The sequence below is a fragment of the Thermostichus sp. OS-CIW-29 genome (genome assembly GCF_054058195.1).
Map to the genome: position 1 here is coordinate 32085 of NZ_JBSSAB010000019.1, position 24958 is coordinate 57042.

Genomic DNA, 24958 nt, shown 5'->3' on the forward strand with positions numbered 1-24958 from the left:
ACTATCCATCGAGTTGTATCCATGCGTTTCTCTGAAAGAGCTCAACCTTTGCTCGTTGTGGTATCGATCGGCGTGGGTCTGGCCCTCACAGGATGGCCAAACTCTGTCCAAATCTTAAGAGGCTGGGTACAACCTCTGTTGGCTTTGCTGCTTTATCTCACTTTCCTGGGCATTCCACTCGCATCTGGGGGAAAGGTTTTTTTCAGAAACTTGAGCAGGTTAATCGCGCTTCTAAAGCTGTATTGGCAGTGGCGTTGGCCAGTTTGTCGATCAACTTTCTGTGGACTCCGATTTTTGCCTGGGGATTGGGGGCTGTTTTTTTATCGGATCTGCCAGATTTGTGGGTTGGCCTGCTCATGTTGATGGTAACTCCTTGTACGGATTGGTATTTGGTTTTTACAGGGATAGCGGGTGGAAATGTGGTTTTAGCAACGGCCCTGTTGCCTGTTAATTTGGTTCTGCAAGTTTTGCTTTTGCCAGTTTATCTTTTGCTTTTGGCAGGAGATTTAGTCGAATTAAATGTTGAAATTTTATTGTCAGGCTTGTTTTGGATCCTTTTCTTGCCTTTGCTGGCAGCAGCACTCACACAATACTCCATTCGGCAAATCAAAACGGAACGTGGAGAGAGGGGATCCCTTGAAAGCTATCAAGACCGGATTAGCATCATGCAGATTGTGGCTTTGAATCTAGCGATAGTTTTTATTTTTGCCACTGAAGGAAGCATTCTCGCTGAGAATCCAGCCCTACTTTTCAAGCTTCTGCCTCCCATTCTGGTTTTTTTCGCCGTCAACTTCCTCTTGGCTTACCAGGTCAGCCGCTGGCTGGGTTTGGCTTATGAGGAGTGGGTCTGTTTGACCTGTACAACCTTGGCTCGCAATTCTCCGCTTGCTTTGGCCATTGCTGCTTCTGCTTTTCCGCAGCGTCCGTTGATCCTTCTGGCTTTGGTGATCGGCCCCCTGATCGAGCTGCCAGTTTTGACGATTGTTGCCCAGATGCTGTTGCAAATTCGACAGAAGAGATGCTGGAAGCAGGCTCGACGCTAGTTGAGGTGGCGCTCGGCCAATTCTAGCCAACGGGCGGTCCCGGAGTCGATGGCGGCGGTTAAGTCTGCCAGTTTCTGGGCTAACTTTTGCACTTCGCTGTAGCCGCTGGGAGGGTTGCGATAAAGGATCTGCTCAATTTCAGCTTTTTCTGCCTCCATCTGCGGAATTTGGCTTTCAAGCTGCTCATATTCCCGTTTTTCTTTGAAGGAGAGTTTTCTGCTTTGTGGGATCCTATCAAGCTCTTTTTCAGGCTGGGGAATGAGAGGGACAGACTCAGGGCGGGCGGATTTGATCTCACTCTCTTGGCGCTGCTTATGCTCCAGATAAACAGAATAGTTGCCAGGATATTGCCGGATTCGGCCGGATCCCTCAAAGGCGAAGATGCGATTCACGGTGCGATCCAAAAAATAGCGGTCATGAGACACCACGATCACACAACCATTGAATTCTTCCAGATAGTCTTCCAATACTGCCAAGGTTTGCACATCCAGATCATTGGTGGGCTCATCCAAAATCAACACATTCGGCGCTTGCATCAACACCCTCAACAAAAACAAGCGGCGGCGCTCACCACCGGAAAGTTTGTGGAGTGGGGCATATTGTTGATTGGGGGGAAAGAGAAAGCGCTCCAACATTTGCGATGCGGTGATCGTCTCCCCATCGGCAGTTTTCACCAGCTCTGCCACTTCTTTGAGGTACTCGATCACCCGTTGGTCGGGGTTGAGGCTGAGATCGTCAGAGTGTTGGTCGAAGTAGCCAATGTGGATGGTGGGGCCAATCTCCACTCGGCCCGCATCTGGAGCCAATTTGCCGATGATGATATTCATCAAAGTCGATTTTCCCGCCCCATTGGGGCCAATAATGCCCACCCGATCATCGGGGGCAAAGGTATAGGTAAAGTCTTGAATGAGGAGTTGGTCGCCGTAGGATTTGTGGATCCCTTCTAGCTCGATCACCTTTTTGCCGATGCGACGCCCGGCGGTCGCAATATCCACTTGTCCCAGAGCTTGCTTGAATTCTTGATTTTGTAGGTCTTCGATGCGCTGTTTGCGGGCTTTTTGCTTGGTGCTGCGGGCTTTGGCGCCTCGTTTGAGCCATTCCAATTCCCGCCGTAAGAGATTGGCATACTTGCGTTGGGATCCCTTTTCGACCGCTTCAGCAGCCGCTTTTTTCTCCAGGTAGTAAGAGTAGTTGCCGCTGTAGGCATACAGATCGCCGCGATCAATTTCCAGAATGCGCTGGGTAACCCGATCCAAAAAATAGCGGTCGTGGGTGATCAGCAGCACTGCCCCAGCAAAACGATTCAAATAATCTTGCAACCATTCCACCGATTCGGCATCCAAGTGGTTGGTGGGCTCATCCATCAGTAGAGCATCTGGCTCTGCCAAGAGGGCTGACGCAATGGCAATCCGCTTACGGTATCCCCCCGACAAATCGCCAACGCGGGCCTGAAAGTCTGCAATGCCCAAACGGCTGAGAATGGTTTTGGCCTGGGTTTCCAGATCCCAAGCGGATTCCACCTCGATACGCTCGCTAATACTGGCCAACTGGGATAACAGACTGGGATCCCCACCTTGATGGGCCAAGCGATGGGAAAGCTCCTCGTAGGCTCGGATCAGGCGCATTTTTTCTCCGGCAGCCGCAAACACCTGCTCCAGCACCGTATGCTCGGGATCCATCTCTGGCTGTTGGGGTAGGTAGATTATCCTCGCCCCAGAACTGACCCAGAGGTCGCCCCCATCGATGGGTTCTAGGCCAGCGATCATCTTGAGCAGTGTGGATTTTCCGGAACCGTTGGTGCCGATGATGCCGACTTTATCGCCTTCTTCTAGGCTGAAACTGGCATTCCTCAGGAGTTCCTTGATGCCAAAATCTTTGCGAACGGAGTTGAGGGTGAACAGGGCCATGGGGGATCAGGATGCTGGGATCTGCAGGATAGGTCTGCAACGATGATACTGTCCGGCTCGATCCTGACTGTCGCAGGACAACAAAAAGGGATCCCCGATCGAGAAGGGATCCCATAAGTGAAAGATCTGCTGGAGAGGATTTAGAGCTTGTACTCCACGCCGCTGGCTTTATCAATAGTGCGGATCACTTCCCAATACTCTTTGTAAGTGATGGTAATGAACTGCTCCCCACCACTCTTGCCAAACTCTTCCGCTAGCTTGGTGCCTTCCCACTTAAAGGTGAAGAAAGCCTCTTTCACTTTTTCCGCCACTTCTGGGTGGAGGTTGTAGACAACTCCATAGGCTGTGGTGGGGAAAGTTTGAGATTTGTAGATGGTGCGAATTTTGCTGGGATCAATCGTGCCCCGCTTGGCCATGCGGGTCATCACGGAGTTGGCAATAGCCGCCGCCTCGTAGTCACCGTTAAACACACCCAAGATAGAGTTCTCGTGGTTGCCTGAGAAGACAGTTTGGTAGTCAACCCCGGGCTCCATGCCAAATTCCCCTTTCAGCAGCGCCGAAGGAGCCTTAAAGCCAGAGTTGGAGGTTTCGCTAGTGAAAGCCAATTGCCGACCGCGCAGATCTTCGATGGATTGGATATCGCTATCGGCAGGAACGATGATCTCCATTTCGTAGCCGAAGCTGCCATCCAAGCTGGCCATCATAGCAAAAGGACGGAAGCCCACCGCATTCACCGCCAAAGGGACAGAGCCGGTGTTAAAGCCGGTCACATGCAGACGGCCCGCCCGCATCGCTTCCAACTGAGCAGCATTGGACTGCACTGGGAAGTATTCCACCTTCTTGCCGGTTAACTCTGCCAAGTGATCGAGAAACTCAGCCCAAACGTTCTTGTAAACTGAGGGATCCTCAACGGGGGTGTAGGCAAAGATCAGGGTATCCGGATTGATCCACTCGTTCGGATCTTCCGGCACATCGGCAATCAAATCGCCATCGCGGTCGCAGAAGCGCACATCCATCTCCGGCGGACGGGGGCAATCTTTGGCCTGGGCATGCACCAGTCCAGACAGGGCTACAGAAGCACCGGCCACGGTGGCAACTAGCCCCACGAGCAAAGAGCGACGGCCTGCCAAGAAAGTTTTCATCATAGTGTCTATTGACTCCTCAATGAGGGCTCAGTGTTTCTTCAAGGAACAGATAGAAAATAGCAGGCTAGAGTTAACTTTTTGTTAAGCGAAGATTCAGAAAAGGTAATCTCCACTCAAAATCCGCAGAATTTCAGAGAGGGATCCCAGTGATTGCTACTGATACGCTGGGTTTACCCGTAGAACTCACTCCCAGGCCCGAATGGCCGAAATGGCCACCAGCAAGCTACCAAAACCGACAACACCCGCCAAAAATGCCCCAAAGTGCCCTTCGGTTTCGGGTAGCTCGTGCTTCAGCACTTGAAAGATTAAAACCCCCGCTACAAAGGCAATGCTGGCGGCTAAGGCTATCTCCGGCAAAATGGCCCTTTGCCCCATCAGCCAACCGACAAAAAGGGATCCGATCAACAGCCAACGCCCTTGGTGCTGAAATAAGTGGGGATGATGCTCAAATAGATCTTTACAGACGATGCTGAGGTGGATAGCCAAAGCGATGGTCAGCAACAGGCAACTGAGCCATTCTTGCACCGTGTGTCTTAGCAAATAACCCAGAATTACGCTGTAGAGCGTAAAGAAACCAATGTGAACGGAAAATATCCTTGGATGCAGCAATGCCTCTTGCTTGGAAGATTGGGCCAGCCCCTCCAACCCATATACCGTAACAATGCCCAGCAACATGAGCAGATGAATGTGTTCAATCAAATAGCCCAACACAGGCACTTCTAGGGGCATCAAGTGTTGTTGCAGCTCCGTCACTTCCGCCAAAAAAGCCGTGAACACATAGGCCAGAGAAATCCCTCCACCCAGAGAGAGCCAGTAGCGCTGCGGAATGTTGTGCAGGAGTTGCTGTAGCCGCCGGGTGAAGAAGATCACCCCAATCAAGGTCAGCAGAAGGAGTAGGCTGAACATCTTGGCACCACAACTTGCAGAACTGTACCCACGTAAATACGCGGAGGAACTCCCTCGCAGATACCTTGGGCCGTCAGGCTGGGAGCTGGATTGATGAACCCTGCAAGAGAAACTCCTCTCTTATTACCCCCGCTCCAGCTGAGAATGCAGCCCATTTTGCCTGAGAGTGGGCTGAGAAACCGCAGATCAACCGCTTTTTCGTCCTCCTTGAAACCATTGACCTTGGCATCATGCTATGAGTTGATGCGACGGGATCCGATACATCAAGCCATGCCCACCCCCCCTATTCACTTTGGCACCGACGGCTGGCGAGCCGTGATTGCCGATGCCTTTACTTTCCAAAACTTGGCCCTTGCCGCCCAGGCCAGCGCCCAAGTGTTGGCCCGCACCTACCCCGGCGAAGGGATCCTGGTCGGCTACGACAACCGCTTTCTTTCGGAACGCTTTGCCGCCCACGTTGCTGAGGTGGTGGCCCGCCTGGGGATCCCAGTTTACCTCTCCACCTGTGTGGCCCCAACGCCGGCCTTTAGCTGGGGTGCCAAGGAGCGGGGCTGCCACGGCGCTTTGGTGATCACCGCCAGCCACAACCCCCCCCACTATTCCGGCCTCAAGGTCAAGGGGGGATTTGGCGGATCCGTGCCACCGGAAGTCACTGCCGCCATCGAGCAGGATATGCGCCACCTGCAACCTCTGGGATCCCACAAGGCCCCCATTCACGCCTGGGATCCCTGGCCTGGCTACCTGGCCCAGCTCAGCCGCTTTGTGGATCTGGAAAAGCTCAAAGGATCCCCGGCCAAGATTTGGGTGGATGTCATGTTTGGCTCTGGCGCTGGCGGCCTCAAGCGCCTCTTGGGGGAGAAGGTGATTGAATTGCAGGCGCATCGGGATCCCTTGTTTGGGGGATTTCCCCCCGAGCCCTTGCCCCAAAACCTGCAGGCTTCTGCTCAGATCATCGCGGCGGATCCCGCCCCCTTGAAAATGGGTTTGGTCTTTGATGGAGATGCCGACCGCATTGCCGCCCTGGATGGGCAGGGCCATTTCCTCAGCCCGCAGATCCTGATCCCCATCTTGATCGACCACCTGGCCGGGCGACGCGGCTTGCGGGGCGAGATTGTCAAAACCATCAGCGGCTCCGAACTGTTTGTTAAAGTTGCACAGCACTATGGCCTACCGGTTACGGAAATGCCGGTGGGCTTTAAGTACATCGCCGAGCGCATGATGAGCACAGAGGTGCTCTTGGGTGGAGAGGAATCGGGCGGCATCGGCTACTTGGGCCACATTCCCGAGCGGGATGCCCTGCTTTCGGCCCTGTATCTCATCGAAGCGGTTACGGAAACCGGCCAAGATCTCAGCACCATCTACCGGGCTTTGCAGGAACGGGAAGGGTTCACCTCTGTTTACCTGCGCCGCGATCTCCACCTCGCCGATCAAAATCAACAAACTGAGTTATTCAAACGGCTACAGATGGATCCCCCGGCTGAGATTTTGGGGCAGAAGGTGATCAAACATTTCGACAAAGATGGCCACAAATTCACCCTCGCCGACGGCAGTTGGGTGATGATTCGCGGCAGCGGCACCGAGCCTTTGCTGCGGCTGTACTCGGAAGCCAAAACCCCGGAAGAAGTGAATCGCCTGCTGGATTGGGCAGCCGGCTTGAACAGCACAACAGCTTAATATCCCAGATAATCTTTTGCGCAAAGCTGGATCCCTTTGACTCTTGAGTGCAGAGACTGAGAGGCTGCCAAACTGCGGCAGCCTACAGGGTTGGCCTCTCCCCCCAAGCTCTGCTGAGCAGCATAGGAATGCTCACAGCTTGACCCATCTGCCTCACTTTTACTTGGGTCAAGGGTAAGAACTCTACTTAAAAGTTACGGTGTAAAAGTTACCATAACTGTACCAGAAGTCGCTGGCGGCGCGCCATTGCTCAAGAGAGTAACAGGTGGATTGGTGTAGGTTCCAGGCGTGGGCATCATAGCTGCTTGCTTGACCGATACAGAAACCACGCAGGAGGCGCCTGCGGCTAGGCTTCCGCCCGTGAGAGAAATCGCGGTCGTACCAGCAGTTGCTGTCAGCGTGCCACCGCAGGTGTTTGAGGTAACTGCTGGAGTCGTAATTTGTAACCCTGAAGCCGGAACGTTGGGCAAAATGTCGATGAAACTGAGGCCGGTTATGGGAACAGTTGCAGTGTTCGTAATTGTGAAGACAACAGTTACGACGTTGCCGTTTGTAGTCGGGTTAGGAACAAACTGCTTAGTGAACGTTGGAGCAGCCAAGGGGCCTGGGGGCAAGCCAATAATGCTAGGAGAGGGATTGGGAGTGGGCAGGGGCGGGGTGGATGGCAGCCCTACCCCCGTTCCTCCGGGTTCTGTGTTTGGGTTTTGCACAGGGATGATTGGCCCTGGCAGCGAGCTGATTGGATTCCTCTCTTTAGTTTGTTGACAAGCTGTTAGCAAGCCCAAGCACAAGCAAGCCAAAACCCCAGCTACTTTTCCCGTTTTCATTCCCTCATCCTCCTGCCATTCAACTCTCTCGTGGCACAAACCCAAACAGCCTTACTCAGCTCCAGCTTGGGTGGCTTGGGCGTCCGCTTCCAGCCTCAGAGCTTGACCAAATGAATCTCGAATGACCACGATTACCAAAACCCTTTCTCCCGCAGCAACGTTGGTGTTGTAGGCGGCTAGATCCGCCGGGAAGGTGAAGCCGTTGGTAAGCGTGATCCCGTTGATTCGGTCGTCGTAGCTATTGCCTCTGCCTATCAGCGTATTTCTAAACTGCTCGATTGCCGTCGGCAAAAAGATGCTGGTAATATCCGTGCCGCGACTGATGTTAAAAAACTGAACCTCTACGCTCCTGATCACTCCTGGAGCAAGTAAGCCTCTCAGAGTGATGGTTACGAAAGCGGATTCCACTGATGAAAGATTGAACTCCCCATCTGGCAACAGACTAGGCGGATCCGGTAGGTCGAGCTGGATGGGCGGTGGGGTGATGGGGGCAATCGTAGGGGCAACGGCCACAGGAGGAGGCGTGGCACCGCTAGAAGCCAGTAGAGGCGGCACCCCGCTGGTGGTCTCGCTACTGCAGCCGGTAATCAGCGCAACCGAAGCACAGGTTGCCCAAAGAGAGAGGCCGCCACGGCCAAGGGCTGAGCCAAAACGTCGTCTCATCGAAAAATCTCCACTCACTCACACCACAGCAAACGTCTTAGGCAGCGTCCAGCGGGGATCCACGGAGCTTGCTCAAGTCTTATGCATCTGCACAATTTCAAGGGGGATGCCTGCTGTTAGTTCTACTGCATCCTAGAGCGTTGTCAAGCGAGCGGCAGAGCAAATGCAAGAAATTGTTCTGGAAATGGCCCATCCCCTAGATATGGGGTATCATAGCCTCGAGCAGGGGCGGCCAGCTTACCTGTAGCGTTAGGGGTTGGGTGCCTTCTCCCCATTTTGTGTGTGGATTTGCCCAGATTTAAGGTGTGTGAGGAAGTGCCATATGAACTTCAAAGGTCGCTCGTTGGCGGTTTTGTGTGGAGTCTTGCTGCTAGGCGGCTGCGGAGAAGTTAATGAGTCTCCGACCTTGCCTGGGCCCGTCCAGGTGGATCCGGCTGCCTTTGTCTCGGCCCAAGAGTATCGCTTTACCCCCGGCTCGGTGCTGGAGACCACCAGCCTGCGGCTGGACTATGTCAATCCGAGGTTTGACAACGGGATCCCTGTGCGCACCAACCCCCTCCAAGGCAGCGGTGAAGCTCGCATCGCCAATGTTGAAGCCCGCATCTTGCCTGTGAACGAGATCCCAGCCACTGAGCTGACGATTGACTCAACTCTTCGCTCCAGCACCCTGGCCATCCAAATTGGGCGAACCACACCGCTGGTGAATATCACTGCCTTTGGACCCAACGACGGCAGGCTATCTACGCAATTCAATATCGCCGGGCTGGTTGCAATTTCGACCCTCCCCAACGACCAGCGCATTCGGGTGAACACCACCTTCAGGGCTATCCGAGATGACCGCACTGTTTTAACGCTCACCGTGCGCCGCATTTTGGTGAGTAGAAATGGTAATCAAGTCGTCCTGGAGGGAGATTCTTCCCTGATTGTCCCCACTGTGGGTGTATTGTTTGAAAACGGTGGCCCTGGCCCCGGTGGTGAGATTTTGGCGCCTGGCTCCTTTGTCAACCCTCCTCCACCCCAAGGTCCTGTAGTCGCTATTCTCCAAACAGGCAGTTTCTCCGCGAGCTTTGTGGTGCGGCAGCGGGGGGTTGCGGGCGATGGCACTCCTGAGGATGCCTTGGCTCTCTTTGCCCGCCTGAACTTCCGGCCCAACCAGGCGGAGATTGTCTATCGCCCTGCCCAGGTGGGTACGCAGTCGGTACTGTTCGCTCCGGATCCGACTCGACCGAACATCTTGCCCAATCAGTTGGTTCGCATCCGCCGCCTGTTGAACGGTCGTGTTCAAGCGGAGTTTGATCCGGCCAACGTCAGCACAGTCCTCAACTTTGTGCAGGTCAGCCCGCCGCCAAATGCTCCTACAGCCTTTGATTACTTTTTCTCATTACGAACTGAAAGGGAAGAAGGCGGGGGTACTCCAGTTGTTTTGCAGGGCATCGTGCCTGCAACGGGGGATTTCCTCTTCCGCACCTTGGCCGGAGCACAGTTATCAGGGCCGTTTAACCGGCTTGATATTGGTGGGGGAACACAAAGAGGAAATCTGAACCTTGTCTTCGATTCAACGACCTCTGCTGAGCGCATTTCCGGCCAGTGGTTTTTGGAACAGCAATTCCCTACTAACACTCTTACTCCAGACCCAACTGGAACTATCTTAATCATCCGTGGGTTCTTTGAGGGAACTGAGGTACGCCTGTAGCCCAGGCAAACCGTCTGATCCCAGAGCAGGGATCCGCTCTGGCTTGGCCTTTTCGTCGGTCAGAGCTTGGGTAGATCGCTGAGCACCACCTGTGCGCAGTTGTGGCCAGGGATCCCGGTCACTCCGCCTCCTGGGTGCGCCCCTGAGCCGCAGAGGTAAAGGCCGGGGATGGGGGATCGATAGTCGGCTAGGCCGGAGATGGGCCGCAGGTTGTAGCTTTGATCCGGCGTCATTTCCCCGTGAAAAATGCTGCCCCCCACAAGGCCGAAGCGGGCCTCCAGATCCACGGGCGACAACATCTGCCGTGCGATCACGGCGTTTTTAATGTTGGGGGCAAATTGGGCAATTTTGTCGATTACCCGATCGGCAAATTCCTCCCGTAGGCCATCGTTCCAGTCCCGCCCTTTGGGTTGGTAGGGCACAAACTGGCAGAAGCAGGAGAGAATGTGCTTGCCTGGGGGAGCCATCGTCGGGTCGGTGGGGGATTGGCTGTAGATCTCGATAAACGGATCCCGGGAAGGGATCCCGTATTTGCAATCATCCCAAGCCCGCTCCAGATAGGCCACCGAGGGAGCAATGTCTACCGTGGCGGAACTGACCACTTCTGGGGGCACTTCAGCAGGGGCCGCTGTGTAGCGAGGCAATTCTTCCAGGGCCAAGTTGAGCTTGTACACCGGGCCTGAGGTGCGGTAGTGCCGTTCTAGTCGGTCGCGCAAGTCTGGGGGCAAAGAGGAGCAGAGCCGCAAAAAGGTGATTTGGGGATGGGCATTGGAGAGAACCGCCCGCGCCCGCACGGTTTCCCCCGATTCGAGGATAACCCCAGCGGCCTGCCCACTCTCCATCAAGATCTCCGCCACTGGAGCAGACGTGCGGATCTCCACCCCTAAGTCCAGAGCTGCCTTGGCCATCGCTTGGGTAATGGATCCCATCCCACCGCGCACATAGCCCCAGACCCCACGCGAGCCAATGGCCCGACCTACCGCATGGACCAGCCAGATGTAGGGCGTACCCGGAGTCATCGGCCCGGCAGAGGTGCCGATCAAAGATTGAGGAGCCATCGCCGCCTTGACTTGCTCCGACTCGAAGAATTCATCCAGGAGATCAGTGGTCGAGAGGAGCATGATGCGGCGGAAATCGTCTTCATAGCCAGCAGCTGCAAAGCGATCCGCCAGTTGGCCCAGTGAAATCGGCGGCTGCATTAAGGTTGGCTCCACCACCTCGTTCACCCGATCCCAAAACTCCTCCCAGCGGTCGTAGGCTTCCGCATCTTTGCGAGAAAACTTGGCAATTTCCGCCTTGCTCTTGGCACGGTTATCGGCATACAGAAAGAGGTGCTGCCCATCCGGGAAAGGCATGAAGTAGGAAGGTTGCTTGGCGTAGACCTCAAAGCCATAGTCCGGCAGGCGCAAATCGCGAATGATCTCCGGTCGCAGCAAACTACAGGAATAGGAAGCCACCGACACGCGAAAGCCCGGGTGAATTTCTTCTGTAATGGCAGCACCACCAACGGTGTGATAGCGCTCCAGCACCAGCACTTTTTGCCCCGCTTTGGCCAAATAGCAAGCGCTCACCAGCCCGTTGTGCCCGGCCCCAATCACCACCGCGTCGTAGCTCATCGACAATCCTTCTGCAAACGCTTCTCCACCCACAATACTGATACATTTACGCTGAACACTGCTGAGCATTACTGCTCAACGGTGAAGCGATAGCATTCTGCCCGTTTCCGTTGTCGCTACGCGACGCTAACGCGACCGCGTCAGCGGGACGGAGTCCGAACAGAAAGGCGGTATCCCGCAAAGCTCTGAGCATAACACCCAGAGCGCCTTGCCAATCTCGTGGTAGCCTATGGTTGCACTTTGGGCATCTAAACACCTTTGCGCCACCCAACTTGGTGTGGATGTGCCCGCACTTAGTACAGGTTTTACTGGTGTACGCCTCCGATACTTCCACGACGACCACGTTTTTCTTTTTGGCTTGGAACTTCAGGAACTGCTGGAACCGATAGTGCGCCCAGGTGAGCATCGCCCCCGCCGTCTTGCTACCAAACTTCCTCCCCGCCTTGGCAACCATCTTGGCTGACTCGAAAGTGGGGAGGAATATCAATCGGTAGTTATCCGTTAGGAACGCCGCTACCTTGCGATGGCACTCGTCCACCAAGTTCCTGATTCTCTCCCGCAGACGAAATGCCGCTTGCCGCATTCGCCTACGCTTGGGTCTCGGTGCTTTACTCAGCCTAGACTGCAGATCGTCTAGGTGGTAGCACAGCCGAACGATTCTGCCAAAGTCTCCCTTGGCGATATCTACAAAGCCCGCCCCATCAAACCCTGTAAGGAAGCTTCTTACTCCAGGATCAAGTGCGATCACCCCCCTTGCTAACGAACACTGCTCGTTCACGGGCTCGGGGAAGATGGCATACCATCTATCTTTCACCCGCATTAGCTTAGTCCCATAGGCACACTTTTGCGGCACCGCTTCTGACGCCGTAAACGACAAACCCTTCGTGAGCTTCGGATACCACCTGCCCTGACTGAAATTACTGTTGTTGAACTGCAAGGTGTGGGTCTTATCCCTCACACTGCGAAACCGAGCTTCCTTGCTTTGGCGAAACGCTTGCCATGCCTCCATGACGGCGTTCTGCTTAATGTGGCAGGGGGCTTCCTTCACCCACTGCGGCAAGTCCGATTGCAGGATAATATTCCGCAGCTTTTCTGGGGTTTTAGTAGTGCCATGCTGACGCTGATAGGCAATCGCTTGGTTGTAGCAGTACCGGCACGCCGCTTGCCAACGCTTCCAAACTTTAGCCAGCGCTGGCTCCGGATAAATCCGTATCTTTCTCGATTGCAGCCCGATATTTTCTGAGTCCGTAGAGCCGATTGCTGAAGCAGTGCAGGATGGCGAGGATATCCTCAACCAGTTCCTGTTGGGGAGAAAAGTGATCGTCATCGAGAACCAAGATTTCGCACCCGTATTGGCGGCAGTACCACTCAACGAACTCAAATCCAAACCGGCAGAGTCGATCCCGGTGAGCGACCACAATTGTTCCGACATCTCCCGCACGAACTCGTTCCAATAAGGCAAGGAACTTTGGTCTTTTGAAGTTGAGACCGCCGCCAACCTCTCCGACCACTTCGGCTCCAGGATAGAGGTTAACCAGTCTTGCAATCTGTCGCTCCAAGTCTGACTTCTGCCCTCGACTGCTGACTCGGGCATACAAAACGACTCGCTTGGCCTTTCTGGGCGCTTTGATGTAGCTGTCGAGGTCATACCTTCTCGCTCTACCAGACGGCGTACGTACTGCATTGATCCAACCTTTCTGTTCCCATCGCCTCAAAGTGTGGAGACACACCCCAAAATAATCCGCCGCCTCTCTCGGTTTCACATACCTAGCCATACCAAGCAGCCATACTGAACATACTGTACATTATTTTCAGTATAGTCCAGCGTATCATTGAATAGAGTCATGCTCCTGCCAGCCAAGATTCGATCTGCCGGCAAGGGATCCCTGCCTTAACCGATGGAAAAAACCTGATCCAGACTCAACTCTCCAGCCCGGATCCCTGGGATCCCAACTTTCTCCTCGGGGGTGTAAGCCTCTCTTTTCTGGTAAACTCCCGACCCTGTTGGCAAGCTGTACGTCTCTAGGCAGTTCTCTTGCAAGTTCAAGATCCAGTAGTTGGGGATCCCGGCTTTGGCGTAGAGTCCGAGTTTGACTTCCCGATCATAGGTAAGGGAAGAATCAGCCACTTCGATGATGAGATAGATGTCTTCGGGCTGAGGATGCCGAGAGCGGTACTCATCCTGCTGAAAGCGCACAATGGCAAAGTCGGGCTCTGGCTCGTGATTGGGGGGCAGTTGCACCGGATCCTGGGTGCGCACAATAGCTTGCTCCTGCACAAGGCCCACCAACAGTCGGTACAGGCGGCTACAGTAGGCGGCGTGCCTCTCCCCTTTCGTCATCTTTTGAACCAGGAGCCCGTCAATCAGCTCCAACTGATTGGGCTCTTCAATCTGTCCAGACTCAATCAGCCGATGAAACTCCTCAAAGGTATATCGCCTGATATAGGGATCCAATCGGGCGGCTAGAGTCATCGACCAAACTCATCAGACCCTAAACTTCATATCACCACTCTACCAACTCACAAAAAAGGGATCCCTGGACCAGCCGAGGGATCCCTATTCAGCAGGTTATGGGCTTGCTACCCCGACTGAGAGGCTGTCGAGGCGATAACAAAGGCCGCATAGGTCAACACGTAACCCACCGTGAAGTGAGCCAGACCCACCAGACGACCTTGGACAATCGACATGGCCACCGGCTTGTCTTTCCAGCGGATCAGCTTGGCCAAGGGAGTGCGCTCATGCGCCCACACCAAGGTCTCGATCAGCTCTTGCCAGTAGCCGCGCCAGGAGATCAAGAACATGAACCCCGTCGCCCAGACCAAGTGGCCAAACAGGAACATCCAGGCCCAAACCGCCAGGTTATTCATCCCGTAGGGGTTGTAGCCGTTGATCAACTGAGCAGAGTTGGCCCAGAGGTAATCCCGCAGCCAGCCCATCAGGTAAGTGGAGTTCTCGTTGAACTGGGCAGTGTTGCCGCTCCAAACCCCAAGCTGCTTCCAGTGCCAGTAGAAGGTAACCCAGCCGATGGTGTTCAGCATCCAGAACATGGCCAGGTAGAAGGCATCCCAGGCGGAGATGTCGCAGGTGCCGCCTCGACCCGGGCCGTCGCAGGGGAAGCTGTAGCCAAAGTCCTTCTTGTCCGGCATCAGCTTAGAGCCGCGGGCATCCAACGCCCCCTTGACCAAGATCAAGGTGGTGGTGTGCAAGCCCAGCGCAATGGCGTGGTGCACCAGGAAGTCACCCGGGCCAATGGGCAGGAACAGGGATCCATTGGGATCGTTGATGGCCTGCAGCCAGCCCGGCAGCCACACGTTGCCGTAGTTGGGCCAAGCGGTAGAAGCAAGGCTGTCGGGGTTGGACAACAACACATCCATGCCGTAGATCATCTTGCCGTGAGAGGCCTGGATGAACTGGGCGAACACCGGCTCGATCAAGATCTGCTTCTCGGGCGTGCCAAAGGCCTGCATGACGTCGTTGTGGACGTACAGCCCCAGCGTGTGGAAGCCCAAGAACAGCGATACCCAACTGAGGTGGGAGATGATCGCTTCTTTGTGATCCAGCACCCGCGCCAGCACGTTGTTCTTGTTGGCCTCAGGATCGTAGTCCCGCACCAGGAAGATGGCCCCGTGGGCAAACGCCCCCACCATCAAGAAGCCAGCAATGTACTGGTGATGGGTGTAGAGAGCCGCCTCCGTGGTGTGATCCATGGACATGAACACGTAGGGGTTAAGGGCGTACATGTGCTGCGCCACCAGCGAGGTCACCACCCCCAGACAGGCCAAGGCCAGAGCCAACTGGAAGTGCAGGGAGTTGTTGACCGTGTCGTAGAGACCTTTGTGGCCTTCTCCCAGCAGGCCTCCGAAGGGAGTGCCCTTGGGGGGGTTGTGGGCGCCAAGGATCTCCCGGATGCTATGGCCAATGCCCCAGTTGGTGCGGTACATGTGGCCGGCCACGATGAAGATCACCGCGATGGCCAGGTGGTGGTGGGCCATGTCCGTCAGCCACAGAGACTGGGTGTTGGGGTTAAAGCCACCCAAGAAAGTGAGGATGGCCGTGCCCGCCCCTTCTGCCGTGCCCCAGACATGGTTGGCCGTGTCCGGGTTTTGGGCGTAGACCCCCCAGTTGAGGGTAAAGAAGGGCTTCAGACCTGCCGGGTGGGGCAGAGTGGTAAGGAAGTTGTCCCAGCCTACGTGCTGCCCGCGGGACTCGGGGATGGCGACGTGTACCAGGTGACCAGTCCAAGCCAGGGAACTGACCCCAAACAAGCCGGCCAGGTGGTGGTTGAGACGGGCTTCAGCGTTCTTGAACCAGCTCAGGCTAGGCCGGAAGCGGGGCTGCAGGTGCAGCCAGCCGGCAAACAGAAACACCGCCGCCAACAACAACAGGCCAATGGCACCGGCGTAGAGATCGCCGTTGGTGCGCAGGCCAATGGTGTTGAACCAGTAGTACAGGCCAGAGTAGGCCGCGTTGACGGGGCCGCCGCCCCCCGGTTGGGTAAAGGCTTCCACCGCTGCCTTGCCAAAGTGGGGATCCCAGATGGCGTGGGCGATGGGGGTGACACCCGTGGGGTTGGCTACCCATTGCTCATAGTTGCCTTGCCAAGCAATGTGGAAGACGTTGCCGGAGGCCCACAGGAAGATGATTGCCAGATGGCCAAAGTGGGTGGCGAACAGCTTTTGGTAAAGCCGCTCCTCCGTCATGCCATCGTGGGTCTCGAAGTCGTGGGCGGTGGCAATGCCATACCACAGCCGACGCGTGGTGGGATCGCTGGCCAGGTCTTGGCTGAATTGGGGAAAACGAGTTGCAGTTGTCATGATTCTCTCTTCCTCCTTGCCTTAGCCGAGTGCGCCGAACCGTGCCAGGAAGAACGCCCAGGTGGTGACGATCCCTCCCAACAGGTAGTGGGCCACACCGACCGCCCGACCCTGAATGATGCTCAGAGCGCGGGGTTGAATGGCCGGAGCGACTTTTAGCTTGTTGTGGGCCCAAACGATGGACTCAATCAGCTCCTGCCAGTAGCCGCGACCGCTGAACAGGAACATCAGGCTGAAGGCCCAGACAAAGTGAGCGCCCAAGAAGAGCAGCCCATAAGCCGACAGAGCCGAGCCGTAGGAGTTGATCACCTGCACCGATTGCGCCCACAGGAAGTCCCGCAACCAGCCGTTGATGTTAATGGCGCTGGCCGCAAAGTTGCCGCCGGTGATGTGCTCAATCGTGCCATCGGCGTTGACGGTGCCCCAGATGTCGCTCTGCATCTTCCAACTGAAGTGGAAGATCACGATGGAGATGCAGTTGTACATCCAGAACAGCCCCAGGAACACGTGATCCCAGCCGGAGACCTGGCAGGTGCCGCCGCGGCCCGGGCCATCGCAGGGGAAGCGGAAGCCCAATTTGCCTTTGTCCGGGATCAACCGGGAAGAGCGGGCAAACAACACCCCCTTGAGCAGGATCAGCACCGTAATGTGGATGGTCATGGCGTGGATGTGGTGCACCATGAAGTCCGCCGTGCCCAGCACCATGGGCATCATGGACACCTTGCCACCCACAGCCACCACGTCGCCACCAAAGATGGGGCTAACCGAGGCGCCCACATAGGGAGCGGTGCTGGCAATGGCCGAAGTGTGCAGCGACTGGATCCACTGGGCAAAGATGGGCTGCAGTTGGATGCCGGTGTCCGAGAACATGTCCTGCGGACGACCCAGGGCCTGCATGGTGTCGTTGTGGACGTAGAAGCCAAAGGCGTGGAAGCCCAAGAACAGACACACCCAGTTGAGGTGGCTGATGATGGCGTCGCGGTGGCGCAATACCCGATCCAACACGTTGTTGCGGTTCACCGCCGGGTCGTAGTCCCGCACCATGTAAATGGCCCCGTGGGCAGCACCCCCCACCACGAAGAAGCCGCCTATCCACATGTGGTGGGTAAACAGGGAGATCTGGGTGGCGTAGTCGATGCCCATGTAGGGGTAGGGGTTCATGGCGTACATGTGCTGCGCCACGATGATGCTCAGGGATCCCACCATGGCCAGGTTGATGGCCAGCTGGGCATGCCAAGAGGTGGTGAGCACTTCGTAGAGGCCCTTGTGGCCTTCGCCGGTGAAGGGGCCCTTGTGGGCTTCCAGGATCTCTTTAATGGAGTGGCCAATGCCCCAGTTGGTGCGGTACATGTGCCCGGCCACGATGAAGAGCACGGCAATGGCCAAGTGGTGGTGGGCTTGGTCGGTCAGCCAGAGGGCACCGTTCTGCGGATCCAGGCCACCCTTGAAGGTGAGAAACTCCGCGTACTTGCCCCAATCCAAGGTAAAGAAGGGCACCACCCCGCTGAAGATGCCCCAATCCACGCTGGGGAACATCTCCTTCATCAAGGCGGGCTTGAGGATGAACTCGTGGGGCAAAGGCACCTGGTCAGCCGGCACGCCCGCATCCAACATCTTGTTGATGGGAATGGCCACGTGGATTTGGTGACCGGCCCAGGCCAAAGAACCCAGCCCCAGCAGGCCCGCCAGGTGGTGGTTGAGCATCGATTCCACATTTTGGAACCACTCCAGCTTGGGAGCCCGCTTGTGGTAGTGGAACCAGCCGGCAAACAGGCACAACCCGGCCATCACCAAGCCACCGATGGCGGTGCAGAGGAGTTGAAACTCATTGGTGATGCCGGCAGCTCGCCAGAGGTGAAACAGACCGGAAGTAATGCGGATCCCTTCGAAGCCGCCGCCCACATCCCCATTCAGGATCTCTTGGCCGAAGATGGGCCAGACCACTTGGGCGCTGGGCTTGATGTTGATCGGATCCGCCAGCCAAGCGGAATAGTTGGAGAACTGAGCTCCGTGGTAGTACATGCCGCTCAGCCAGACGAAAACCACTGCCAAGTGGCCGAAGTGAGCGGAAAAGATCTTACGAGAGACGTCTTCTAAGTCGCTGGTGTGACTGTCGAAGTCATGAGCAAGAGCATGGAGGTTCCAGATCCAGGTCGTGGTCTTGGGGCCACGGGATAGGCTGCGATCGAAGTGGCCCGGCTTAGCCCATTTCTCAAATGAGGTGGGAACCGGATCCACATCAACCGACACCTTGACCTTCGGCTCTCGCTCCTTTGGCGTAGTTGTCATCAAGAACTCCTCTCTTGCGACAAGGAACGAAGCATCCCTACCCCTTGGCAGAAGATTCCCCCAGGGCAGGACTTACCTGGCATTATAGGTCAGGGTTTGTGAGCCCTCAGTTGCTTCACAATAATTAAACGAGGGATCCCTTGTCCCATCGAGGTCGGAGTCGATTGGCAATTGTTTTTTCGATCATAGATGTAAATATATGTAACGAATTTTCAGTCGACCCAATGGGTTCTAATGAAGGGTTGAAACCAGACAACAAGCAGCAAGGGATCCCCTGGGTGGGGATGTGTGGTAAAACCCTGGCAGCCCTTTTGCAGATACCACCCTATGACCCTAGAGATTCCCCGTCGCCAATACGTCAGCAACTACGGCCCCACCGTAGGGGATCGGGTGCGCCTGGCGGATACCGAACTGATCATCGAGGTGGAGGAGGATTTCACCACCTACGGCGAGGAGATTAAGTTTGGGGGCGGCAAAACCATCCGCGATGGCATGGGGCAATCGCCGACGGCCACCCGCGCCAACGGGGCCTTGGATCTGGTGATCACCAACGCCCTGATCCTGGACTGGTGGGGCATTGTCAAGGCGGATGTGGGCATTCGCGATGGCTACATTGTCGGCATTGGCAAAGCCGGCAACCCCAACATCCAAGCGGGGGTGACGCCGGGCATGGTGGTTGGCCCCAGCACTGAGGTGATTGCCGGGGAAAACCTGATCCTGACAGCGGGCGGGATCGATGCCCATGTGCATTTCATCTGTCCGCAGCTGTGCGAGTTTGCCATCGCCTCGGGAGTGACCACCCTTTTGGGGGGCGGAACTGGGCCGGCCACAGGCAGCAACGCCACCACCTGCACCCCTGGAGCTTGGAACTTGGGCAAGATGTTGCAGGCGGCGGAGGGGTTCCCCGTCAATTTGGGCTTTTTTGGCAAGGGAAACGCGGCTTTTCCCGCAGCTTTGCGGGAACAGGTGGAAGCGGGGGCCTGCGGCCTCAAGATCCACGAAGATTGGGGATCCACGCCGGCGGTGATCGACAGCTGTTTGCAGGTCGCGGATGAGTACGACATCCAAACCCTCATCCACACCGATACCTTAAATGAGTCCGCTTTCGTGGAGGACACTATCGCTGCCATCAATGGCCGCACCATTCACACCTTCCACACCGAAGGGGCCGGGGGTGGGCATGCCCCCGATATCATTCGCATTGCCTCTGAGCCCAACGTGCTGCCCAGCTCCACCAATCCCACCCGCCCCTTTACCCGCAACACCATCGAAGAGCATCTGGACATGCTGATGGTGTGTCACCACCTGAGCAAGAATGTGCCGGAGGATATTGCTTTTGCCGAAAGCCGCATTCGTCCCCAAACCATCGCCGCCGAAGACATCTTGCATGACATGGGGGTGTTCAGCATCATCTCTTCCGACTCGCAGGCCATGGGCCGGGTGGGGGAGGTGATCATCCGCACTTGGCAGACGGCTCACAAGATGAAGGTGCAGCGGGGGCCTTTGCCACAAGACAGCAGCCGCAACGACAACTTCCGGGCCAAGCGTTACGTAGCCAAGTACACCATCTGCCCTGCCATCGCCCAAGGACTCAGCCACGTCATCGGGTCGGTGGAGGTGGGAAAGCTGGCGGATCTGTGTCTATGGAAGCCGGCCTTTTTTGGGGTTAAGCCGGAAATCGTCCTGAAGGGGGGCCTGATTGCCTACGCCCAGATGGGGGATCCCAATGCTTCCATTCCGACCCCGCAGCCGGTGTACCCTCGCCCCATGTTCGGCAGCTTTGGCCGCGCCTTGACCGAGACCAGCCTCCTCTTTGTCTCCCAGGCTGCCCTAGACCTGGGGATCCCGGAAAAACTGGGGATCCAGCGCCGGGCCGTAGCGGTGAAAAATTGCCGCGAGATCGGCAAAGCGGATTTGAAACTCAATACCGCCACTCCCCACATTGAGGTGAACCCGGAGACCTATGAAGTGCGGGCCGATGGAGAATTGCTCACCTGCGAGCCGGCAGAGGTGCTGCCCATGGCGCAGCGGTATTTTCTGTTCTAATTTGGGTGTTCTAATTTGGGAGAGTTTGAGAGCTCTATTGAGCGTTTGATCGGTAACCCAAGCATGGGCCACCTTGTTCTCCGCCACCTCAGCAAGCGCTTCCACAAGGGAGGGATCCCTGTCCTCAGGGATTTGTCTTTGAGTGTGGAGGCAGGGGAGATCTTCGCCCTGCTGGGGCCGTCGGGCTGCGGCAAGTCCACCACCCTCAATCTCATCGCCGGCCTGCTGGAGCCGGATCCCTTGCCCTATCCGGGGGAAATCTGGCTGGACGGGATCCCCCTCAACCCTCTGCCGCCGGAACGGCGCGGCGTGACTTTGCTGTCCCAACACAGCCGCCTGTTTCCCCACCTGAGCGTGGGGGAGAATGTCGCTTTTGGCCTGAAAATGCGGGGCATTCCCCGGACAGAGCGGGAGGCTGCCGCCTTGCGCATGCTGGAGCGGGTACAATTGGCCGGGTTTGCTCAGCGTCGGCCCAGTCAGCTTTCTGGCGGACAAGCGCAGCGGGTGGCCCTGGCGCGGGCTTTGGTGATTCGGCCCAAGGTGCTGCTGTTGGATGAACCTTTATCGGCCCTGGATGCCAACCTGCGCCAAGAGATGCAGGCTCTCATCCTGGAGCTGCAGGCGGAAACAGGGGTGACGACGGTGCTGGTTACCCACGATCAAGCAGAAGCCACAGCCATGGCCCAACGCATCGGCCTGATGTTTGAGGGGCAGCTACACCAGGTGGGATCCCCTGTGGAGTTCTATCAGCAGCCGCGCTCCGAGCGCATTGCCCGCTTTTTTGGCGGGGTCAATTTTTTCGATGCGCAGGCGGAGGGTCACCAACTTCGCCTCAACGACGGGATCCTCTTGAAAAGCGACGCGCCACTCCAAGGTCAGGTGCGGCTGACGGTGCGCCCGGAACAGGTGCAGGTGCTTCCCCAGCCGCCCGGCTTGGCCGACAATGTTTTCTTGGCCCAGGTGATGGCGGAACGCTTTGCGGGCACCCAGCGACGGCTGACCTTGCAAGCCCCTTGGGGCAGTCTGCAGGCTTGGGTGGCTCCCCACCAAGTGTTTGCGCCGGGGCAGACGGTGTGGATCCATTTGCCGCCAGAGGCTCTGTGGCCTGTGGGGGTTGGCGGGGATCCCTCACCCCCAGCCCTTTTCCCAAAGGAAGAGGGGAGAGCATGACTCTAGTCAATGATATGCTGGACTATACTGGAAATAACGTATAGTATGTTCAGCGTGGCTGCTTAGTATGGCTAGGTATGTGAAACCGAGAGAAGCGGCGGACTATTTCGGGGTATGTCTCCACACTTTGAGGCGATGGGAACAGAAAGGTTGGATCAAGGCAATACGCACACCATCCGGTAGGGCGAGAAGGTATGACCTCGACAGCTACATCAAAACGCCAAGAAAAGTCAAACGAGTCGTTTTGTACGCCCGAGTCAGCAGTCGAGGGCAGAAACCAGACTTGGAGAGACAGATTGCAAGACTGGTTAACCTCTATCCTGGAGCCGAAGTGGTCGGAGAGGTTGGCGGCGGTCTCGACTTCAAAAGACCAAAGTTCCTTGCCTTATTGGAACGAGTTCGTGCGGGAGATGTCGGAACAATTGTGGTCGCTCATCGGGATCGACTCTGCCGGTTTGGATTTGAGTTCGTTGAGTGGTACTGCCGTCAATACGGCTGCGAAATCTTGGTTCTCGATGACGACCACCTTTCTCCCCAACAGGAACTGGTTGAGGATATCCTCACCATCCTGCACTGCTTCAGCAGTCGGCTCTACGGACTCAGAAAATACCGGGCTGCAATCGAGAAAGATACGGATTTATCCGGAGCCAGCGCTGGCTAAGGTTTGGAAGCGTTGGCAAGCGGCGTGCCGGTACTGCTACAACCAAGCGATTGCCTATCAGCGTCAGCATGGTGTTCCAAGAACGGCCAGAAAGCTGCGGGACATCATCCTGCGCTCCGACCTGCCCCAGTGGGTAAAGGACGCCCCCTGCCACATCAAGCAGAACGCGGTCGTCGAGGCGTGGTTGGCGTTTCGCCGAAGCAAAGACGCGAGGTTTCGCAGTGTGCGGGACAGGTCGCATACGCTGCAATTCAACGCCGGCAACTTTCGCAATGGGACGTGGTATCCGAAACTCACCCGAGGTTTGGCGTTCCGTGCATCCGAGGAGATGCCCAGAGAATGGGCACGTGGAACTGAGCTAATGCGGGTGAAAGACAGATGGTATGCCATCTTTCCTGAGCCCGTGAACGAGCAGTGTTCGTTAGCAAAGGGGGTGGTTGCGCTTGACCCTGGGGTAAGAAGCTTCCTTACAGGGTTTGATGGGGCAGGTTTTGTAAATATTGCCAAGGGGGACTTTGGTAGAATCGCTCGGCTGTGCTACCACCTAGACGATCTGCAATCTAGGCTGAGCAAAGCACCGAGACTCAAACGTAGGCGAATGCGGCAAGCGGCGTTTCGTCTGCGGGAGAGAATCAGGAACTTGGTGGACGAGTGCCATCGCAAGGTAGCGGCGTTCCTAACGGATAACTACCGATTGATATTCCTCCCCACTTTCGAGTCAGCCAAGATGGTTGCCAAGGCAGGGAGGAAGTTTGGTAGCAAGACAGCAAGGGCGATGCTCACCTGGGCGCACTATCGGTTCCAGCAGTTCCTGAAGTTTCAAGCCAAAAAGAAAAACGTGGTCGTCGTGGAAGTATCGGAAGCGTACACCAGCAAAACCTGTACCAAGTGCGGGCACATCCACACCAAGTTGGGTGGCGCAAAGGTGTTTAGATGCCCAAAGTGCAGCCATAGGCTACCACGAGATTGGCAAGGCGCTCTGGGTGTTATGCTCAGAGCTTTGCGGGATACCGCCTTTCTGTTCGGAAAAGGACAGAATGCTATCGCTGCACCGTTGAGCAGTAATGATCAGCAGTGTTCAGCGTAAATGTATCAGTTTAAGTTGAATCTGGAACCTGAAAGTTTGATGGGGATGGTGGCAAGGCTATGCAACCCAAAAGCGTTATCTGGAAGCGGCGGCAGGTGTTGGCCGGCCTGGGATCCCTGGGGGCTTGGGTGTTGAGTCAAGGCTCTCCGTTGGCCCAGAATGCCCCCCAGAACATGGTGGATCTGGGATCCTTGAGCTGGGCGGATATTCTGGAGCGGGCGCGGGGCAGCTCTGTCAACTGGGCCATGTGGAGCGGCAGCGAGGCCATCAACGGCTTCGTGGATGGCTGGGTGAAAAGCCAGTTGCAGGAGCGTTATGGCATTCGCTTGAACCGGATCCCGCTCACGGATACCGTTGAAGCAGTCAACAAGGTGATTGGGGAGGTACAGGCCGGGCTGCTCAGCGGCGGCAGCATCGATCTCATCTGGATCAATGGCAACAACTTCCGCACCCTCAAGCAGGGGAATTTGCTCTTCGGCCCTTTTGCTGAGAAATTGCCCAGCTTGCCCTTCTACGATCCCGCCGATATTGCAACGGATTTTGGCCTGCCCACCGAGGGCTATTCTGCGCCCTACACCGGCAACTACTTTTTGATGGCCTATGATGCCGAACGGGTACCCAATCCCCCCCAGAGCTACGCCGAACTGTTGGCTTGGGCAGAGGCCAATCCAGGGCGATTTACCTACGTGGCCCCGCCGGATTTTCATGGCAGCCGCTTTTTGTTGAGCGCCTTCTACGGCGTGACCGGGGGCTATGCTCAGTACAGCGGGCCGGACTTCGATGCCGATCTCTGGGCGCGACAATCCCCTGCCCTGGTGGAATACCTGAGAAAGCTGGATCCCTTCCTGTGGAGACAGGGCCAAACCTACCCGCCCACCTTTGCCCGCCTGGCGGAGCTTTTTGCCAACGGCGAAGTGTGGCTCATCCCCACCTTTATCGATCAGGTGATCTTACGCAAGGGCAACGGCCAATTTCCCCCCAGCACCACCCCCTATGGGATCCCGGGCACCAGCTTGATCGATCCCTCGTTTACAGCCATTCCCATTAATGCGGCCAATCCTTGGGGGGCAATGGTCCTGGCGGAGGTTTTGGCCAGCCCGGAGGGGCAATTGGAAAAGTTCAAGCCGGAGGTTTGGGGGGATCTGCCGCTCATCGATGTCAGCCGGTTGTCTGCCGACTACCAAACAGCTTTTGCCCAACTGGAGGCTGCTGCCGGGATCCCCATTCAAGAGGCCATTGCTGGGGCAGTGCCCATCGTGAACTCCGAATACACGGTGCAACTGGAGGCCCTCTGGCAGCAACAAGTCTTGCCGGGATAGGGGTCAGCTAGAAATCGCAGGAGCCCCGCACTGTACCCGTAGGGTCAGTGTCGGGAGGAATGCGGAAGTTATGATAGAACCATGACCCAAGTCCTGA

General features: G+C 56.4%; 19 protein-coding genes. 8 read left to right on the plus strand and 11 right to left on the minus strand.

Annotation, left to right across the window (positions count from 1 at the left end; translation table 11 throughout):
- The first annotated feature begins 92 nt into the window (after window positions 1-92).
- Window positions 93-1043 carry an arsenic resistance protein gene (locus tag ACVWZJ_RS08240; protein ID WP_083757623.1) on the plus strand — a complete coding sequence of 317 codons (951 nt, stop codon included), beginning with the start codon at window positions 93-95 and terminating at the stop codon, window positions 1041-1043.
- Here the strand turns inward: ACVWZJ_RS08240 and ACVWZJ_RS08245 are convergent.
- From ACVWZJ_RS08245 to ACVWZJ_RS08255, 3 genes are all read right to left on the minus strand, one after another.
- The gene (locus ACVWZJ_RS08245; RefSeq protein WP_011431682.1) at window positions 1040-2950 is read right to left on the minus strand and encodes an ABC-F family ATP-binding cassette domain-containing protein; all 1911 of its coding nucleotides are present in this window, start codon (window positions 2948-2950) and stop codon (window positions 1040-1042) included. The two genes, ACVWZJ_RS08240 and ACVWZJ_RS08245, sit on opposite strands and share 4 nt — an antisense overlap.
- Window positions 2951-3090: 140 nt before the next feature.
- A complete protein-coding gene (gene phnD, locus ACVWZJ_RS08250) occupies window positions 3091-4095 on the minus strand; it encodes a phosphate/phosphite/phosphonate ABC transporter substrate-binding protein (RefSeq protein WP_011431683.1) in 1005 nt (334 codons plus the stop codon).
- 183 nt (window positions 4096-4278) lie between these two features.
- Window positions 4279-5001 (minus strand): hypothetical protein, encoded by a 723-nt coding sequence (locus ACVWZJ_RS08255; RefSeq protein WP_011431684.1) that lies wholly within the window; start codon window positions 4999-5001, stop codon window positions 4279-4281.
- A gap of 270 nt (window positions 5002-5271) precedes the next feature.
- Between ACVWZJ_RS08255 and ACVWZJ_RS08260 the strand changes: the two genes are divergently transcribed.
- On the plus strand, window positions 5272-6675 hold the full coding sequence (locus tag ACVWZJ_RS08260; RefSeq protein WP_011431685.1) for a phosphoglucomutase/phosphomannomutase family protein: 1404 nt from the start codon (window positions 5272-5274) through the stop codon (window positions 6673-6675).
- 194 nt (window positions 6676-6869) lie between these two features.
- Here ACVWZJ_RS08260 and ACVWZJ_RS08265 read toward each other — a convergent pair whose 3' ends face one another.
- Window positions 6870-7502 (minus strand): DUF7933 domain-containing protein, encoded by a 633-nt coding sequence (locus tag ACVWZJ_RS08265; protein WP_457395734.1) that lies wholly within the window; start codon window positions 7500-7502, stop codon window positions 6870-6872.
- 51 nt (window positions 7503-7553) lie between these two features.
- Entirely contained in the window at window positions 7554-8165 is a 612-nt protein-coding gene (locus ACVWZJ_RS08270; protein ID WP_011431687.1) for a hypothetical protein, read from the minus strand.
- A gap of 406 nt (window positions 8166-8571) precedes the next feature.
- Between ACVWZJ_RS08270 and ACVWZJ_RS08275 the strand changes: the two genes are divergently transcribed.
- The gene (locus ACVWZJ_RS08275) at window positions 8572-9858 is read left to right on the plus strand and encodes a hypothetical protein (RefSeq protein ID WP_457395736.1); all 1287 of its coding nucleotides are present in this window, start codon (window positions 8572-8574) and stop codon (window positions 9856-9858) included.
- Window positions 9859-9917: 59 nt separating this feature from the next.
- Here ACVWZJ_RS08275 and ACVWZJ_RS08280 read toward each other — a convergent pair whose 3' ends face one another.
- From ACVWZJ_RS08280 to psaA, 6 genes are all read right to left on the minus strand, one after another.
- Window positions 9918-11543, minus strand: a complete 1626-nt coding sequence (locus ACVWZJ_RS08280) for a phytoene desaturase family protein (RefSeq protein ID WP_457395738.1) — start codon at window positions 11541-11543, stop codon at window positions 9918-9920.
- Complete coding sequence (locus ACVWZJ_RS08285) at window positions 11521-12768, minus strand: RNA-guided endonuclease InsQ/TnpB family protein (RefSeq protein ID WP_457395746.1); 1248 nt, start codon at window positions 12766-12768, stop codon at window positions 11521-11523. Before ACVWZJ_RS08285 ends, ACVWZJ_RS08280 begins: the two co-directional genes overlap by 23 nt.
- Window positions 12656-13249: an IS607 family transposase gene (locus tag ACVWZJ_RS08290; RefSeq protein WP_011431691.1), complete on the minus strand. Its 594-nt coding sequence runs from the start codon at window positions 13247-13249 to the stop codon at window positions 12656-12658. The genes ACVWZJ_RS08285 and ACVWZJ_RS08290 overlap by 113 nt, the downstream gene beginning before the upstream one ends.
- A 116-nt stretch (window positions 13250-13365) precedes the next feature.
- Window positions 13366-13947 (minus strand): Uma2 family endonuclease, encoded by a 582-nt coding sequence (locus tag ACVWZJ_RS08295; RefSeq protein WP_011431692.1) that lies wholly within the window; start codon window positions 13945-13947, stop codon window positions 13366-13368.
- 107 nt (window positions 13948-14054) lie between these two features.
- Window positions 14055-16289, minus strand: a complete 2235-nt coding sequence (psaB, locus tag ACVWZJ_RS08300; protein WP_011431693.1) for a photosystem I core protein PsaB — start codon at window positions 16287-16289, stop codon at window positions 14055-14057.
- Window positions 16290-16310: 21 nt separating this feature from the next.
- Window positions 16311-18578: a photosystem I core protein PsaA gene (psaA, locus tag ACVWZJ_RS08305; RefSeq protein WP_011431694.1), complete on the minus strand. Its 2268-nt coding sequence runs from the start codon at window positions 18576-18578 to the stop codon at window positions 16311-16313.
- A 327-nt stretch (window positions 18579-18905) separates the two neighbouring features.
- Between psaA and ureC the strand changes: the two genes are divergently transcribed.
- The 5 genes from ureC (at window position 18906) to ACVWZJ_RS08330 (ending at window position 24861) form a co-directional block, all read left to right on the plus strand.
- Window positions 18906-20624: an urease subunit alpha gene (gene ureC, locus ACVWZJ_RS08310; protein WP_011431695.1), complete on the plus strand. Its 1719-nt coding sequence runs from the start codon at window positions 18906-18908 to the stop codon at window positions 20622-20624.
- A gap of 63 nt (window positions 20625-20687) precedes the next feature.
- On the plus strand, window positions 20688-21794 hold the full coding sequence (locus ACVWZJ_RS08315) for an ABC transporter ATP-binding protein (RefSeq protein WP_011431696.1): 1107 nt from the start codon (window positions 20688-20690) through the stop codon (window positions 21792-21794).
- A gap of 67 nt (window positions 21795-21861) precedes the next feature.
- The gene (locus tag ACVWZJ_RS08320) at window positions 21862-22455 is read left to right on the plus strand and encodes an IS607 family transposase (protein WP_011431697.1); all 594 of its coding nucleotides are present in this window, start codon (window positions 21862-21864) and stop codon (window positions 22453-22455) included.
- Window positions 22343-23542 carry an RNA-guided endonuclease InsQ/TnpB family protein gene (locus ACVWZJ_RS08325; protein WP_457395748.1) on the plus strand — a complete coding sequence of 400 codons (1200 nt, stop codon included), beginning with the start codon at window positions 22343-22345 and terminating at the stop codon, window positions 23540-23542. The genes ACVWZJ_RS08320 and ACVWZJ_RS08325 overlap by 113 nt, the downstream gene beginning before the upstream one ends.
- 59 nt (window positions 23543-23601) lie before the next feature.
- Window positions 23602-24861 (plus strand): ABC transporter substrate-binding protein, encoded by a 1260-nt coding sequence (locus ACVWZJ_RS08330; protein WP_457395742.1) that lies wholly within the window; start codon window positions 23602-23604, stop codon window positions 24859-24861.
- Window positions 24862-24958: the final 97 nt, after the last annotated feature.

Coding starts and splice junctions, on each gene's coding strand:
- ACVWZJ_RS08240 (WP_083757623.1), top strand. CDS start 93: ATGGCCAAACTCTGTCCAAATCTTAAGAGGCTGGGTACAACCTCTGTT.
- ACVWZJ_RS08245 (WP_011431682.1), bottom strand. CDS start 2,950: ATGGCCCTGTTCACCCTCAACTCCGTTCGCAAAGATTTTGGCATCAAG.
- phnD (WP_011431683.1), bottom strand. CDS start 4,095: ATGATGAAAACTTTCTTGGCAGGCCGTCGCTCTTTGCTCGTGGGGCTA.
- ACVWZJ_RS08255 (WP_011431684.1), bottom strand. CDS start 5,001: ATGTTCAGCCTACTCCTTCTGCTGACCTTGATTGGGGTGATCTTCTTC.
- ACVWZJ_RS08260 (WP_011431685.1), top strand. CDS start 5,272: ATGCCCACCCCCCCTATTCACTTTGGCACCGACGGCTGGCGAGCCGTG.
- ACVWZJ_RS08265 (WP_457395734.1), bottom strand. CDS start 7,502: ATGAAAACGGGAAAAGTAGCTGGGGTTTTGGCTTGCTTGTGCTTGGGC.
- ACVWZJ_RS08270 (WP_011431687.1), bottom strand. CDS start 8,165: ATGAGACGACGTTTTGGCTCAGCCCTTGGCCGTGGCGGCCTCTCTCTT.
- ACVWZJ_RS08280 (WP_457395738.1), bottom strand. CDS start 11,543: ATGCTCAGCAGTGTTCAGCGTAAATGTATCAGTATTGTGGGTGGAGAA.
- ACVWZJ_RS08290 (WP_011431691.1), bottom strand. CDS start 13,249: ATGGCTAGGTATGTGAAACCGAGAGAGGCGGCGGATTATTTTGGGGTG.
- ACVWZJ_RS08295 (WP_011431692.1), bottom strand. CDS start 13,947: ATGACTCTAGCCGCCCGATTGGATCCCTATATCAGGCGATATACCTTT.
- psaB (WP_011431693.1), bottom strand. CDS start 16,289: ATGACAACTGCAACTCGTTTTCCCCAATTCAGCCAAGACCTGGCCAGC.
- psaA (WP_011431694.1), bottom strand. CDS start 18,578: ATGACAACTACGCCAAAGGAGCGAGAGCCGAAGGTCAAGGTGTCGGTT.
- ureC (WP_011431695.1), top strand. CDS start 18,906: ATGACCCTAGAGATTCCCCGTCGCCAATACGTCAGCAACTACGGCCCC.
- ACVWZJ_RS08315 (WP_011431696.1), top strand. CDS start 20,688: ATGGGCCACCTTGTTCTCCGCCACCTCAGCAAGCGCTTCCACAAGGGA.
- ACVWZJ_RS08320 (WP_011431697.1), top strand. CDS start 21,862: ATGGCTAGGTATGTGAAACCGAGAGAAGCGGCGGACTATTTCGGGGTA.
- ACVWZJ_RS08330 (WP_457395742.1), top strand. CDS start 23,602: ATGCAACCCAAAAGCGTTATCTGGAAGCGGCGGCAGGTGTTGGCCGGC.